This is a genomic window from Micromonospora sp. NPDC004704 (assembly GCF_053601675.1).
Genome location: NZ_JBSGCD010000001.1, coordinates 401328 through 415622 on the forward strand (window position 1 = coordinate 401328; position 14295 = coordinate 415622).

Sequence of the window (14295 nt, forward strand, 5' to 3'; positions counted from 1 at the left end):
GGCTGTGGTGGTCCTGACACCGGGTACGGCTGTGCGGACGTTGGCTGTGGTGGTCCTGACACCGGGTACGGCTGTGCGGACGTTGGCTGTGGTGGCCCCGATACCGGGTACGGCTGCCCCGACGTCGGTTGCGGCGGCACCGAGATCGGCTGCGGCACCGGTTGTGCTGGCGGGGTGTACGTCTGCGGGGGCGCGGGTGCCGCCGGTGGTGGCGACACCTGCTGCGGCGGGGTGGACCACGGGTCGATCCGCGGCATGACCTCTGTCGGCGGCTCGTCCTCGACGCTCGGCGGGGACTCGGCCGGGGAGGTTTGCTCGACAGCGACACTGGGACGCGGGTTCCCGCCGGCAGCGGGCAGCCCGAGGGGAACGGTCGGGGTGCCGTCGGTGGCCGCCGGTTGCGGGTGTCCCACCTCCGACTTCCCGGTCCGCGACGGGACGTCATCGTGCAGGTCAGGTGGTACGGGGTGGTACTCCACACCGAGTGCCAGGAAGACCCGCTCCGCACCGGGGCCGTCGTCCGCGGCGAAAGCAGCCCATGGGGCGGAAGCCGCGAAATCAGCGGAGAAGACCCGGGCCCCGCCCGCCTGCGAACTCGCCAACGCGTTCACCGCGGTGGCGAAGGCTTCCCGCCACCGCTGGTCGGTCGCGACCCGGGCATCGAGAATCACCACAGTGACGGGTCTGCCCACCTGGTCGAGGGCCGACCAGACAGTGCCCACCTCAGACGACCCCAGTGCCTCGATCAACTGGTATGGACTGTCCGGTTGCATCCGACCCTCCCGCTCTTCCGTGCGGATCCTAGCGAGGTCTGGCTCGTCGAGCGGAGGCGCCCGCACATACCGCGTCGTCGTCGCCGAGCCTGTCCGCAATGGACGCCGTTCGAGAGCTTGTCGACCTGGCAGCGCCGACAGGCTCTCGAACGGGTCGGGACGGCTCCAGCGGGGCTCGACCGATGCTGACGATCACTGCGCTCACAGGGTCGGCTCCACTAGGGAGTCGGCTCACCTGCCTTGGAAGAACCGGCGTACGTCGGCGGCGAACAGGTCCGGTACCTCGAGTGCGGCGAAGTGTCCGCCCCGGTCGAACTCGCTCCAGTGCGTCACGGTGTACGTCCGCTCCGCGAGAGGGCGTACGGACAGGGTGATGTCGTGGGCGAAGACGGCCACCCCCACCGGAGGCGGGCAGGGCAGGGGGCCGCCGAACGCGCTCTCCCGGGTCAGTCGCGCCGAGGACCCGGCGGTGCCGGTGAGCCAGTAGAGCATGACGTTGGTGAGGATGCGGTCGTCGGTGATCGTGGAGCGTGGGTCGGTCCACTCGGTGAACTTCTCGGCGATCCAGGCGAGTTGCCCGACCGGGGAGTCGGTCAGCGCGTACGCCAGGGTCTGCGGCCGGGTGGCCTGCAGCACCATGTAGCCGGGGCGTTGGGCCACGAACTGCTTGATCCGGGCCAGCCGGTCGCGGTCCCGATCGGTCAGGTGCTGCTCTCCCGTGCCGTCCGGGGGTGGCGGTGTGGGCAGGTAGTTGAGGTGCACCCCGACGACCCGGTCGGGGGCGATCGCACCGAGGGCGCGGGAGACAGCCGATCCCCAGTCCCCGCCCTGGGCGCCGTACCGGTGGTAACCGAGTCGGTGCATCAGGGTCGCCCACGCGCGGGCGACCCGGTGTACGTCCCAGCCGGTTTCCCGGGTCGGACCGGACAGGCCGAAGCCGGGAATCGACGGGATGACCAGGTGAAACTGTTCGGAGAGCGGACCGATCACGTCGAGGAACTCCACGATGGAACCGGGCCAGCCGTGGGTCAGGATCAGCGGGAGCGCCTTCGGGTCCGTGGAGCGTACGTGCAGGAAGTGGATGTTCTGCCCGTCGATCTCGGTGGTGAACTGCGGGTACCGGTTCAGTTCGGCTTCGTGTCGGCGCCAGTCGTACCCGGTGCGCCAGTGCTCGGCCAGCTCCCGTACCCGGTGCAGTGGAATGCCGTAGTCCCAGCCGACGTCGGGCAGTTCGTCGGGCCATCGGGTACGGGTCAGCCGGGCGCCGAGGTCGTCCAGGTCGGCCTGTGGGATGTCGAGGCGGAAGGGCTCGATCATGGTCGTTTCCTCTCCTACTGCTCTGCGTCGCCGACCTACGTCCATCGGCACGGCGAGAATCGTTCGGCGGACTAACGTTGGTGTAACTAACGATAATCGGACGGGTCGGCGTCGTACCGTTAGTCGCACCAATGAAATTTGTTAGGCTGCCCACATGGAGACGCCGTCCGACGACGCGCCGCCGGCCCGGCTCACCACCCTGCCGAGCTGGCTGATGACCCAGACCGCCACACACGCCCACCGGCTGGTCAGTGAGGGCTTCACCGCCGTACACGCCCGCGGCTACCACTACCGCCTGCTCGCGACGCTCGACGAGTACGGCCCGGCGAGCCAGGCCGCGCTGGGCCGCCGCAGCGGCATTCATCTCAGCGACATGGTGGCCACGATCAACGAACTCGCCGAACGGCACCTGGTCGAGCGCGCACCGGACCCGACCGATCGGCGACGCAACGTCATCACCATCACCCCGGACGGACGACGGCAGCTCCGGCTGTTGGACAAGCAGGTGACCCGGATCCAGGACGACCTGCTCGCGCCCCTCTCGCCGGACGAGCGTACGCAACTGGCCCGGCTGTTGGCCCGGGTCCTCGACCACCACAACCGGCGGTCGGACGGCTGATCCGGCCCCGCTCGCGGGCTTCGGGTGGATGCCCGACGATGGTGGTGTGCGGGTCGGGTGGGCGCGGGCGGTAGCCACGGACTGGGTGTCGCTGCACGCTCGCGACGAGGCCGGGTTCGTCGGGGCCTTCTTCAGCGGCTCGACGACCTGGCTGCCGGCCGACGCCGAGATGCCGCCGACCTCCGACGTCGACGTCGTCGTGGTCATGGAGGGGGAACCGCCCGCGCTCAAGCTGGGCAAGTTCCGTCATCGTGGCGTGCTGCTGGAGGTCACCCACCTGTCCCGGGACGAGTTCGACCCGCCGGAGCGGGTCCTGGCAACGTTCTACCTGGCCAGCAGCTTCCGTACCGACACGATCATCGCCGACCCCACCGGGATTCTGGGCCGGCTGCGGTCACTGGTGTCGGCGAGCTTCGCCGAGCCCACCTGGGTACGCGCCCGCTGCGAGCACGCCAGCCGCAGGATCGAGACCGGACTGGCTGCCGTCGACGTGTCGGCGCCGCTGCACGAACGGGTGCTGGCCTGGATGTTCCCCGCCAGCGTGACCACGCAGGTCCTGCTCGTCGCGGCGTTGCGCAATCCGACCGTACGGCTGCGTTACCTGGCGGCCCGGGGTGTGCTCGCCGACCACGGCCACCTCGATCGTTATCCCGACCTGCTGGAACTGCTCGGGTGCGCCCGGATGACCGGTGGCCGGGTGGCGTACCACCTGCGCCGGCTCGCCCACACCTTCGACGCGACCGCCGAGGTGTCCCGTACACCGTTCTTCTTCAGTGCCGACATCACGGCCGCGGCCCGACCGGTCGCCATCGACGGCGGTCGGGTGCTTGTCGAGCGTGGCGACCACCGGGAGGCGGTCTTCTGGATCGCCGTGACCTTCGCCCGCTGCCACCAGATCCTCGCCGTCGACGCACCTCCGGGGCTGCGGGACGCGCTCGCCCCGGCGTTCGAGGAGCTGGTCGGCGATCTCGGCCTGACCACGGGTGCGGACCTGCGCCGCCGAACCGCGGAGGTCCTCGGTTTCCTGCCGGAACTCTGGCGCACGACCGAGTCGATCCTGGCCACGAACCCCGGCATCCGGTCCCGGTAGCGGGGCGAGTCGCTTGACGGGCAACGGCTCACGCTCTACGTTTAACACATCAGTTAATTAGCAATGAGGTTAAATAACATGGCGAGTGACCGGCTCAGCGTGATCTTCGCGGCGCTGGCGGACCCCACCCGGCGGGCGATCCTGACCCGCCTCGCGGAGGGCGACGCCACCGTCTCGGAGCTTGCCGAGCCGTTCTCCATCAGCCTTCCGGCGATCTCGCGACACCTGAAGGTGCTCGAGCACGCCGGACTCATCTCCCGCAGCCGTGCGGCGCAATGGCGGTCCAGCAGCCTGAACGCCGAACCCCTGCAGGAGGCGACGGCATGGATGGAGCGCTACCGGCAGTTCTGGGACGCCAACTTCAATCGACTCGACGCGCACCTGCGCCGCATCCAACAAGAGCGGTCGGCACAGCAGACCGACCGCGCACCCGAGGGGGAAGCACCATGACGAACACCGTCGCCAACAAGGAACTGGTCATCACCCGGATCTTCGACGCGCCCCGCGAACTGGTCTACCAGGCGTTCGTCGACCCCGACCAGATCGCGCAGTGGTTCGGCCCGGTGGGCTTCTCGGTGCCGCGCGACACCATCGACATCGACGCCCGCACGGGCGGACACCAGCGGATGGTGATGGTCAGCGACGACGACCCGAACATGACCTCGCCGGTCGACGCCCGGTTCACCGAGGTGATCGAGAACGAGTTGCTGGTCGGTGCCGAGGAATGGGACCCCACGCCGGGCGAGGCGGAGCCCATCGCGATGTACATGCGGCTCGAGTTCCACGACGAGGGCGACAAGACCCGGATCGTGTTGCGGCAGGGTCCGTACACCGAGGAGGTCGAGGGCATGGCCCGCGAGGGTTGGAGCAGTTCGTTCACCAAGCTCGACAACCTGCTCGGGTCCTGATCCGGCCCGCCCCCGTACCGCCTCTTCGGGGGAGGCGGTGCGGGGGCGTACGGGTCACGTGTTCGCGGTCTGCGCCACGGTGAAGACCTCGCCGTTGCCCGGTACGCCGATCCCGCGCCAGGTGAACGGCACTCCACGGGCGACGTCCAGATCCGGGTCGTCCATGAGCTGGAAGTGCAGGTGCGGTTCGGTGGTGTTGCCCGAGTTCCCGCACCGCGCCAGGAGTTGACCGCCGCGGACCCGGTCCCCGGCGCGCACCGTGAGCGAGTCACGCCGCAGGTGGGCGTACGCGGCGTAGGTGCCGTCGCCGAGGTCGAGGATGACGTGGTTGCCGAACACCCGCCCCGGGCCGGAGAGGTCCCGCAGGATCGACTCGACCAACAGGTAGAGCAGCGCCGGGTACGAGTTGCGACTGAGGTGGTCGCGGTGGTGGTCGACCGCGGACACGACGGTGGCGTCCGCGACGGCCAGGATCGGGGTGCCGAAGGCCGGGAAGTGCCGGTTTCCGCGTACGAACGGCCACCAGCCGAAGCGGGGTCGGGCGGTGTCCTCCGGTTCGGCCACGATGTCGATCGCGTACGCCTGCCCGTAGCCGCGGGTGCCGTGGCTGGGCACCCGGTCGGCGGGACTGTTGAGCGCGGACCAGCGGCCGGTGACCGGTGGGTCGACCTCGACCACGGGCCGGGCTTCGGCGACGGCGGGTTGCCGGTTCGCGGCGAGTTGCAGTGCGAAGGCCAGGCCCAGCGGTAGCCAGCCCCAGAGCCAGGAGAAGTCGAGGTAGTACCCGGCCACGAGCAACGCGAGGAACGCCACCCAGCAGCAGCGGTAGAGGATCATCGACAGCTTGCGCACGGTACGTCTCCTGTCCCGGTGTGGGGTCACGGTCGGGCGGCGGCCAGCATCACCAGCAGTGGCACGACCCGAGCCGGCGGCACCTCGTAGCGGCCCCGGGCGGCGGTGTGCAGCCAGCCGGCGGCGGTCAGTTGCCGCAGGTGGTGGTAGATCTGGCCGGTGGTGCCGAGGTCTTCGAGGGCGGCCAGTTCGGCGGCCGTGCGGCGGCCGCCGAGGATCTCGTGCAGCAGGCGCATCCGTACGGGATGGCCGAGCGCGGCAAACGACTCGGCGGCCTGCGACCAGTCCTCGTCGAGCAGCGCATCGGTCGGGCGGGCGTACTGCCACGCGTAGTGCTCGTCGGTGGGTAGCTGGACCTTGCCGGTGAACAGCACCCCGCCGTGCGCGATGTCGTGCTCGGCGAGCATCGCGGTGAGCCCGTCGAGGGCCCAGAGGTCGCCCTCCACCGCACGGGTGGCGGGACGGTCGGTCCGTTCGAGCGCGACGAGGCGGCGCTCCAACTCCGTGACACGCTCCTCGATCTCCATGGGTTCGAGTTTACGTACTTACGTAAAAGATTGGTAGATGGGTCGGGGCCCGTTTCGGGACCCGACCCATCCGGGATGCTCAACCGCCGTAGCGGGAACGGGTACGGGCGTCGCGCAGTGCGTCACCCCACCAGACGAGCTGGTCGAGCATGGCCGTGGCCGCCGTGGTGCAGGCGTCCGGATCCTTCGGTTGACCGTCGGAGCCGAACCGCGCCCACGCGCCATGGAAGCTGACCGTCTCGCGCACCGTGACGGCGTGCAGTTCGGCGAAGACCTGCCGCAGATGCTCCACCGCACGCAGTCCCCCGGACAGTCCGCCGTAGGAGACGAATCCGACCGGTTTGGCCTGCCACTGGGTGAAGTGCCAGTCGATCGCGGCCTTGAGCGAGGCCGGGTAGCTGTGGTTGTACTCCGGTGTGACCACCACAAACGCGTCGGCCAGGTCGAGACGCCCGGTCAGGCCACCCAGTACCTGTGCCAGTTCGGCCGGCGGGTTGTTGGTGAGCGCGGTCGGCAGCGGGGTGTCCGCCAGGTCGACGAGGTCGACGGTCAGGTCGTCCCGAAGCTCCGCGTGGGAGGCGAACCACCGGGCTGCGGTCGGCCCGAACCGGCCTTCCCGGTTGCTGCCGATGATGACCGCCACCCGCAGCGGCGGCCGGGAGGAGGTGATTGCCGGGTCAACGTTCATCTGTGTCATTCCCTCGATCGCTGTCCTGCCGTCGGTCGACGACAAGATGGACGGTAGGACCTCAACATTTGTTAAGGTCAAGGCCGACGGAAGGAAGGGGCACGACCATGGGTGCATCCATCGCCGGTGAACTCACCGTCGGCGAACTCGCCGCCCGCAGCGGTGTGAGCGTGTCGGCACTGCACTTCTTCGAGCGGCAGAACCTCATCACCAGTCGCCGTACGGCCGGGAACCAGCGTCGGTACCGGCGGGACACGCTGCGCCGGGTCGCGCTGATCCGGATCGCCCAGCGCGTCGGCATCCCGCTGGCGAAGGTCGCCGAGGTGCTGGCCGTGCTGCCCGACAGCCGTACGCCCACCCGGGAGGACTGGGCGCGGCTGGCCCTGTGCTGGCAGGACGAACTGGACCGACGGATGCGTCACCTCCAGCAGTTGCGCAACGAGTTCACCGACTGCATCGGGTGCGGCTGCCTCTCCCTGGACCGCTGCCCGCTGGTCAACCCGTACGACCGGATGGGTGCGGAGGGGCCGGGGCCACGACGGCTGTTCGGCGCAGACGATGTGGTGGCCGGCGGCGGGTGCGCGTCGCCGGCCGCCGGATCGTCCGCCTGCCTGGCTCCGGCCGGCGCGACCGAACAACCATGACGTGACCAGACGTTCCGGTGTGGAATCCGTTGTCTGACAAAGGCATGGACCAGGACGGCGATCTGGATTGGGTAGGGCGCGCCTCGGACGAGGACACCCACCCGGCTGAGAAACTTTTTCACATGCCTCGCACCGCCGCACCCGCTCAGCGTCCGTCGGCCCGCGCCGCCCTGGCCACCGGCCCGCTCGACTTCACCGAGGCGTGGTTGCGCAACCGCCGGCTCTCCGAGCACACCCGGGCGGCGTACCGGCGGGACATCACCGGTTGGCTCGGCTGGTGCACCGGACGGGACCTCGACCCGCTGCGGGTGACCTTCCTCGACGTCAACTCCTACGCGCGCGAGCTGGAGTCGACCGTGGACCCCCGCAGCGGTCGCCCGCTCACCCCGGCGACCGTGGCCCGCAAGCTGTCGGCACTGTCGAGCTGGTACGACTTCCTGGTTCGGTTGCGGGCGGTCGAGGCGAACCCGGTCTCCGGCGCCGACCGCCCCCGGGTCAGCCGGGACCACTCCGCCACCGTCGGCATGACCCCGGACGAGGTGGACGCGCTGCTCGCCGCGGCGGAGACCGACACCGGCCCGACCGCTGCCCGCAACCGGGTCGCGCTGGTGTTCCTGGCCGACCTCGGGCTGCGGGTCGGTGAACTGGTGTCGCTGGACCTCAGCGACCTCGGGTACGAGCGCGGACACCGCAGCATCCGGTTCATCGGCAAGGGCGGCCGGGCCCGGCGACGGGCTCTCACCCCGGGTACGGCGTTCGCGGTCGACGCGTACCTGCGGACCCGGGCGGCGGCCGAGCGGGTTCCGGTCGAGCAACTCGCCGGGCCGCTGCTGGTGACCGGAACCGGTGGGCGACTCGACCGGCACGCCGTGTTCCGCCTGGTACGCCGGCTGGCCCGACTCGCGGGCATCCCGGCCTGGGCGAAGCTCTCCCCGCACTCGCTGCGGCACGCGTTCGCCACCACGGCACGCTCCGAGGGGGTGCCGCTGGAGGACGTCCAGGACGCGATGGGGCATGCGGATCCGCGTACCACCCGCCGCTACGACCGTGACCGGCACAACCTCGACCGGGATCCGGCGTACGCGATCTGGGCCGCCCGCGCCCGACGCCAACCGGCGGACCCGGCCTGACCGGTCACCGGTCGGGTACGGACATCCGCCACAACCCCAGCCGGGTGCTGCCGGTACGGCACACCAGGTCCACGTCGCCGGCCCGGCAGTCCGACACCCGTTCGGGTAGGGCACCGAGGATGCGCAGAGCCGCACCTTCCTCCACCGCGACCAGCGGCCGATCGGGGGAGGGACGCAGCAGCACCCGGGCGCCGGTGCCGATGCCCCACGGCAGCCGTCCCCATCCCCGGTGCGTGCCGCCGGTCCAGAGCGTGCCGCCGGTGACCGGGTCGAGCGCGACCACCTGCCGCCAGTCCTCCAGGCAGACCAGGCCCGCGCACTCGCGCAGGCCGCCGCTGACCCGCTGGACCGGTCGGCTCCACCGCAGACCGAGGTCGGACAGGTCGTAACCGCTGATCGCGGACTCGCCGCCGGTGGTCGGATGCCGCAGGATCAGCCGGTCACCGACGATCACCGGGTTGTCCGGCGCGTAGTCCGCCGGTGGCAGGCGTCCCTCGCCGACCACCGCACCCGTGCGCAGGTCGTGCAGGTTCACCGCGCCGCTGTCGTGCACCACGAGCAGCCGGTCCGGGCCGCCGGGCACCAGTTCACCGACTGCCGTCGACGGCACCGGCACCGTCCACCGGATCCGCCCGGTCGCCAGGTCGACGGCTTCGATCGTCCCCTCGATCCGGCGGCCGGCGCCGGACGCGCTGCGTACCTCGGAGATCGCGACCCCGGTGGCGGAGTCGGCGCCCACCAGCAGCAGGCCGGGGCGTTGCCATCGGACCTGGCCGGTGCGTGCCGACCGGGCGGTGGTGGAGATCCGGCGGCCCAGGCTGTCCACCTCGGCGACCAGCACCAGGTCACCCACGAGGTCCGCGGCGAAGGACGCCGCGGTGGCGGCCGGGACCTGCCAGAGCTGCCGCCCGCCGGGCAGGTCGTATCCGGACAGTGTCATCGGCGTGCTGGTCGGGTCGGCGACCAGGAGCAGGTCCCCGGCGAGGAAGAACGAGGCCCGGGCGGCGATCGGCAACTCGCCGGTGCGGCGCAGGTCCCGCGCGAGCGGCTGCGCCGCGGTCACCGACAGCAGGACCAGCAGCGCGGTCAGGCAGAGCACCGGCCACCGGACCGCGACCCGGCGGGCACGTACGGACGTCGGCCGGTCCTGCTCCGGGATCCCGCGTTCGGTGCCGAGTTCGATCAGCACCGCCGGGTGCGTGTCCATCACATCTCCCGCTTGCCGGCGTCGCCGCCCCTACCCGGAGAGTCGTCCGGTTACCGGTCGAGCGTATCCAGCACCACGGCGCCCGGCTGCCGGTCCGGCCCGATCGGCGGTCGACGCACCGGCACCGCCCGCGTGTCGCCTCGCGTCCCGCCCGCCGGTCGTGCTAGCAGAGCACGTCCAGGTAGTGGTGGGCGTCGGCGGCGATCTCCTCCCCGCGCAGCCAACGCCGCGCCCAGAGTCGGGCGGCGACCTCGGCGAGTTCGTCGCCGCCGGCGGCCTGCTCGACCAGTACGGCGGCGGCCAACGCGTACGCCAGCCGCAGGGCGAACCCGCGTGCGCCGGCGACGACGGCCACCGCGTCCGGGTCGGCGGTCACCTCCGCGACGGTGGTACGCAGCCGCCTCGCCGACGTGGCGAGCGCGTCGGCGAGGGCCGGGTTCAGCCTGCGGGCGATGTCCGTGGCCAGGTCGAGGCGGCGCAACAGCGGCGGGGCGGCGTCCTCCCGTACGGTGGCGCGCAGCACGTCGAGCGCCAGGACGTTGGTGGTGCCCTCCCAGATCGGCAGCACCTGGGCGTCGCGCAGCAGGCGGGGCACCCCGGTGTCCTCGACGTAGCCGGCGCCGCCGAAGCTCTCCACGTACTCGGCGGCCGAGGCGACCGCGAGCCGGCCGGTGGCGAGCTTGGCCAGCGGGGCCACGATCCGCAGTTCGGCGGCGGCGGCCGGATCGGCACCCACCTCCACCCGGCCGAGCAGGAAGAACGCGTGTCCGGCCAGGGCGAACGCACCGGCTGCGTCGACCGCGAGGGTGCCGAGGGTCGCCCGGTGCAGCGGGGAGGTGGCGAGCAGCCCGCCGGCCACCTGCCGGGTGTCGGCGTACGCGCGGGCGTAGGCCAGGCCACGGCGCATACCGCCGGCCGCCGCGGCGGCGTTGTGCAGCCGGGTCACCACGACCAGGGTCATCGCCCGGGTCAGGCCCGGTTGTTCCGGGTCGCCCAGCGGGAGCGCGTACGCGTTGTGCAGGCCGATCTCGGCCGTGGGCAGTGCCCGGGTGCCGAGCTTGTCCTTGAGCCGGTGCACGGTCACGCCGGGTGCCGGGTATCCCGGGTCGGCGCCGACACCGGCCAGCGGTGAGTCGACGGCGTAGCGGGGCACCAGGAACGGGGCCAGGACCCGGCTGCCGCGTACCTTCCCGTCGGGGCGGGCCAGTGCCACCGCCATCGCCGAGTCGGCGGCGGAACAGAACCACTTCTCGCCGGTCAGCCGCCAGGAGCCGTCGCTGGCGGGCCGGCCCGTGGTGGAGGAACGGGCCAGGTCGGAACCGCCCTGCGACTCGGTCATCCACTGCCCGCTGGTGATCGCGTGAGCGGGGTCGGTCGAGGTCAACCGGGGCAGCCAGGCGTCGCGTACCGCCGGGTCGACCTCGGGTCGGTTCAGCAGGGCCGCCGCGCCGTCGCTCATCGCGACCGGGCAGGAGAACGTGGCCGACTCGGGACCGTACAGGTGCAGCAGGGCGTGCTGGACCACCCGCGCCGCCGCGCCCCATTCGCCACGGGCCTGCGCCAGGTAGGGCAGGGCGACCACGGCGTGCCGGGCGGCGGCGGCCCGCTGGGTCTGCCAGCCGGCGGGGGTGTCGATCCGGTCGATCCTGGCTCCCCACGGGTCGTAGCGCACCAGTGTGGGTGGGTGGGCTTCGGCGTCGGCGTGCGCGGCCCGCAGCGGCCCGGTGACGTCGGCCGCGAGCGCGGTGAGCCGGCCCTTGGCGGCGGCGTGTCCGGCGAGCCCCAGTTGCCGGTCCAACCAGGAGCGCAGCAGGCGGTCTTCGGTGTAGGGATCACCCGGCGCGGTCACCGGTTGCACGTAGCGGCCCATCGTCTGCTCCTCCGCCGATCGGGGGTGGTTGGCGGGATGCGCTGACCGTAGACCACACCGAACGGCGGCAACAGGCCACCGAATGTCAACAATCTATTACCACCCGGTGGAGCGGCGCCCTCCCGTACGGGCGGTCGTGATCATCGCGGTGACGCTGGCGCCGACGGCCCCGCAGCCGTACGGCAGAATCCCGCCCGCGACCACCCGCCCGGCCCGAGGAGCCCGATGCCGTCCCCAGCACCCGCCATCCTGTACGTCACCGACCTCGGCTACCAGGCACGCGGGCGCAGGTACTGCGACGAGGACATCTTCCTGTCGGGGCTGCTGCGCGCGGACTTCACCGTCGCCCTGTGCCACCCGTTGCAGGCGACCGCGCTGATGGACGACTTCGACGCGGTGGTGGTCCGCAACAGCGGCCCGGTGATGCAGTACCAGGCCGAGTACGCCGCGTTCCGGTCCGCCGCCCTGTCCCGGGGCACCAGGGTCTACAACCCGCTGACCGGCCGGGCCGACATGATCGGCAAGCAGTACCTGGTCGACCTGACGCTCGCGGGGTATCCGGTGATCCCGACCGTCGACCGGTACGCCGACCTGCACCGGCTGCCGGACGTCGCCGAGTACGTGGTCAAGCCCGCCGCCGGTGCGGACTCGATCGGGCTGCGGACGGTGTCGCGCGAGCAGCTCGACCGGGTCGAGTTCGACGGGTTGCTGGCCCAACCGAAGATCGATTTCCGGTACGAGGTGTCGTTCTACTTCGTCGACCACGAGTTGCAGTACGCCCTGCACGCCCCCGACCCGGACCAGCGCTGGCTGCTGCGGCGCTACGACCCGACCCCCGCCGACCGGGACTTCGCCCACCGGTTCGTCGACTGGAACGGGCTGAGCCACGGCATCCAGCGCGTCGACGCGTGCCGTACCGCCGACGGGGAACTGCTGCTGGTCGAACTGGAGGACCTCAACCCGTACCTGTCGTTGGACCTGGTCGACGAGGACACCCGTACGGCCTTCGTGGCGAGCATGCGCGCGTCGATCCGGGACCTGCTCAGTCGTTGACCGGCAGGTCCAGGGCCGCCCGGACCAGCGCCAACGCCTGCGCGGGCGGTACGCCGAGCCGGCGGCTCTGTTCGGCGTAGCGCTGGGCGAGCAGTTGCGCCTCGGCCGGCACCCGGGCCGCCCTGGCGGTGATCACCGTGCCGTGCCGGCCACGGGTCTGGACCAGCCCGGCCTGCTCCAGCTCCCGGTAGGCGCGGGCGACGGTGTTGGCTGCCAGGCCGAGTTCCTCGGCGAGCTGCCGTACGGCCGGCAGTCGGGTGCCCGCGGTCAGCTCACCGTCGCTGGCCAGGGCGGCGATCCGCGCCCGGACCTGCTCGTACGGTGGGACCGGCGAGTGCGGGTCCAGTTCGATGAACACGATTCGCCGAGGGTAGCAACGGGAGTTCCTGCGGCGGCGCCGGAGGGTATCTACCGTCCTAGGCATGGCGTACGAGATCGCGCGGTCCCGGATCCGGCCCCGGCGGGGGTTGCGCGGGGCGCTGGTCGTGGTCGGGCTGACGCTCTTTGTGTGCTGCGTCGGCGCGGCCGGACTGGCCGCCTGGAACTTCCAGGCCGTCCGGCAGGCGACCGGTCCGGCGAAACGGGCGGCCGGCACCTTCCTCGACAAGGTCACCGCCGGTGACCACGTGGGTGCGTACGACCGGCTCTGTGCGGCGACCCGCAAGCAGTGGAGCCTGCCGAGGTTCGCGTTGCGGATCGAGACCCCGCCGACGATCAGCCGGTACGCGATCGAGGACGTCAAGATCGCCAGTAAGGACGGGCGGCAGAGCGCCACGGTGACGGTCGCGCTGACCCGCACGGGCGGGGCGGTGGACAACCACCAACTGCCGGTGGTTGACTCCGACGACGGTTGGCAGGTGTGCGGTGACCCGTTCTGAGCCCGTACGCCGTGGTCAGCCGCGCGGGCCGAGGTCGCCGGTACGGTGGTGCCGGCGGCAGAGCACCTGGTAACGCACCTCGGCGCTGACCACGGTGTCGCCGATCACCACCTGCTGTCCCTCCCGGGCCACCGCGCCGTTGACGATCCGCGCGTTGAGCAGCCCCTCCCGCCCGCACCAGCAGAGCACCTCGACCTGGATGCGGGCCACCTCGTCGGCGAGTTCGAACAGCCGCTGCGCCGCCGGGAACAGGCAGGAGCGGAAGTCGGAGGCCAGACCGAAGGCGAACACGTCCACGTCGTAGTCGTCGACGAGTTCGGCCATCTGTTCGACGTGTTCCACGGTGTAGAAGCAGGCCTCGTCGCAGATCAGGTAGTCGACCTTGAGGCCCTCGGCGCGCCGGCCCCGGACCAGGGCGCGCAGGTCCAGGTCCTCGGTGACCTCGATCGCCTCGTGGGCGAGCCCGATCCGGGTGGTGACCTGCGGGCCGAGTGAGCGGTCGATCCGGGTGGTGACCAGGCCCCGCCGTCCCTGCCGGGCGTGGTTGTAGTTCATCTGCAGGGCCATGGTCGACTTGCCACAGTCCATCGGTCCCCAGAAGAACTTCAGCGCGGCGGCGTGCAGCGGCCGACCGTCGCGGGCCGGCCGCGCCGTGTAGTGCTGCGGGGCGTCGGGTCCGCCGGATGGCGAGTACACCAGGGGGGCGGAGGAGGTCGCGGCGTCGTCGGTCACGGTCGGG

Annotated in this window: 16 protein-coding genes and 1 pseudogene; 8 read left to right on the forward strand and 9 right to left on the reverse strand. The window is 71.5% G+C overall.

The window, feature by feature from the left end; translation table 11 throughout:
• Nucleotides 1–674, reverse strand: a pseudogene (locus tag ACWEFB_RS01665) (hypothetical protein); the annotation flags it as partial.
• Between the two features lie 330 nt (nt 675–1004).
• On the reverse strand, nt 1005–2090 hold the full coding sequence (locus tag ACWEFB_RS01670) for an epoxide hydrolase family protein (RefSeq protein WP_452281211.1): 1086 nt from the start codon (nt 2088–2090) through the stop codon (nt 1005–1007).
• A gap of 154 nt (nt 2091–2244) precedes the next feature.
• Here ACWEFB_RS01670 and ACWEFB_RS01675 point away from each other — a divergent pair, with 154 nt between their 5' ends.
• The 4 genes from ACWEFB_RS01675 (at nt 2245) to ACWEFB_RS01690 (ending at nt 4707) form a co-directional block, all read left to right on the forward strand.
• Nucleotides 2245–2709 (forward strand): MarR family winged helix-turn-helix transcriptional regulator, encoded by a 465-nt coding sequence (locus tag ACWEFB_RS01675; RefSeq protein WP_452281213.1) that lies wholly within the window; start codon nt 2245–2247, stop codon nt 2707–2709.
• A gap of 28 nt (nt 2710–2737) precedes the next feature.
• Entirely contained in the window at nt 2738–3799 is a 1062-nt protein-coding gene (locus tag ACWEFB_RS01680; RefSeq protein ID WP_452281215.1) for a hypothetical protein, read from the forward strand.
• Between the two features lie 78 nt (nt 3800–3877).
• Nucleotides 3878–4249, forward strand: coding sequence for an ArsR/SmtB family transcription factor (locus ACWEFB_RS01685; RefSeq protein ID WP_326558376.1), 372 nt, complete (start codon nt 3878–3880; stop codon nt 4247–4249).
• On the forward strand, nt 4246–4707 hold the full coding sequence (locus ACWEFB_RS01690; RefSeq protein ID WP_452281217.1) for an SRPBCC family protein: 462 nt from the start codon (nt 4246–4248) through the stop codon (nt 4705–4707). The genes ACWEFB_RS01685 and ACWEFB_RS01690 overlap by 4 nt, the downstream gene beginning before the upstream one ends.
• Nucleotides 4708–4761: 54 nt before the next feature.
• On the opposite strand, the gene ACWEFB_RS01695 is transcribed toward ACWEFB_RS01690, so the two are convergent.
• From ACWEFB_RS01695 to ACWEFB_RS01705, 3 genes are all read right to left on the reverse strand, one after another.
• A complete protein-coding gene (locus tag ACWEFB_RS01695; RefSeq protein ID WP_452281219.1) occupies nt 4762–5559 on the reverse strand; it encodes a M23 family metallopeptidase in 798 nt (265 codons plus the stop codon).
• 26 nt (nt 5560–5585) lie between these two features.
• The gene (locus ACWEFB_RS01700) at nt 5586–6086 is read right to left on the reverse strand and encodes an ArsR/SmtB family transcription factor (protein WP_452281221.1); all 501 of its coding nucleotides are present in this window, start codon (nt 6084–6086) and stop codon (nt 5586–5588) included.
• Between the two features lie 79 nt (nt 6087–6165).
• The gene (locus ACWEFB_RS01705) at nt 6166–6774 is read right to left on the reverse strand and encodes an NADPH-dependent FMN reductase (protein WP_452281223.1); all 609 of its coding nucleotides are present in this window, start codon (nt 6772–6774) and stop codon (nt 6166–6168) included.
• Between the two features lie 107 nt (nt 6775–6881).
• On the opposite strand from ACWEFB_RS01705, the gene soxR reads away from it, so the two are divergent.
• Both soxR and ACWEFB_RS01715 read left to right on the forward strand, forming a co-directional pair.
• Nucleotides 6882–7418, forward strand: a complete 537-nt coding sequence (gene soxR / locus ACWEFB_RS01710; protein ID WP_452281225.1) for a redox-sensitive transcriptional activator SoxR — start codon at nt 6882–6884, stop codon at nt 7416–7418.
• A gap of 122 nt (nt 7419–7540) precedes the next feature.
• A complete protein-coding gene (locus ACWEFB_RS01715; protein WP_452281227.1) occupies nt 7541–8548 on the forward strand; it encodes a tyrosine-type recombinase/integrase in 1008 nt (335 codons plus the stop codon).
• Nucleotides 8549–8552: 4 nt separating this feature from the next.
• Here ACWEFB_RS01715 and ACWEFB_RS01720 read toward each other — a convergent pair whose 3' ends face one another.
• Nucleotides 8553–9755 (reverse strand): outer membrane protein assembly factor BamB family protein, encoded by a 1203-nt coding sequence (locus ACWEFB_RS01720; protein ID WP_452281229.1) that lies wholly within the window; start codon nt 9753–9755, stop codon nt 8553–8555.
• 163 nt (nt 9756–9918) lie between these two features.
• Complete coding sequence (locus ACWEFB_RS01725; protein ID WP_452281231.1) at nt 9919–11625, reverse strand: acyl-CoA dehydrogenase family protein; 1707 nt, start codon at nt 11623–11625, stop codon at nt 9919–9921.
• 225 nt (nt 11626–11850) lie between these two features.
• On the opposite strand from ACWEFB_RS01725, the gene ACWEFB_RS01730 reads away from it, so the two are divergent.
• Nucleotides 11851–12678 carry a hypothetical protein gene (locus tag ACWEFB_RS01730; protein ID WP_452281233.1) on the forward strand — a complete coding sequence of 276 codons (828 nt, stop codon included), beginning with the start codon at nt 11851–11853 and terminating at the stop codon, nt 12676–12678.
• Here the strand turns inward: ACWEFB_RS01730 and ACWEFB_RS01735 are convergent.
• Complete coding sequence (locus ACWEFB_RS01735; protein ID WP_326558366.1) at nt 12668–13036, reverse strand: GntR family transcriptional regulator; 369 nt, start codon at nt 13034–13036, stop codon at nt 12668–12670. The two genes, ACWEFB_RS01730 and ACWEFB_RS01735, sit on opposite strands and share 11 nt — an antisense overlap.
• Nucleotides 13037–13100: 64 nt before the next feature.
• Here ACWEFB_RS01735 and ACWEFB_RS01740 point away from each other — a divergent pair, with 64 nt between their 5' ends.
• Nucleotides 13101–13556, forward strand: a complete 456-nt coding sequence (locus ACWEFB_RS01740; protein WP_452281235.1) for an Rv0361 family membrane protein — start codon at nt 13101–13103, stop codon at nt 13554–13556.
• Nucleotides 13557–13571: 15 nt separating this feature from the next.
• Here the strand turns inward: ACWEFB_RS01740 and ACWEFB_RS01745 are convergent, their stop codons facing one another.
• Complete coding sequence (locus ACWEFB_RS01745; protein WP_452281237.1) at nt 13572–14288, reverse strand: thymidine kinase; 717 nt, start codon at nt 14286–14288, stop codon at nt 13572–13574.
• Nucleotides 14289–14295: the final 7 nt, after the last annotated feature.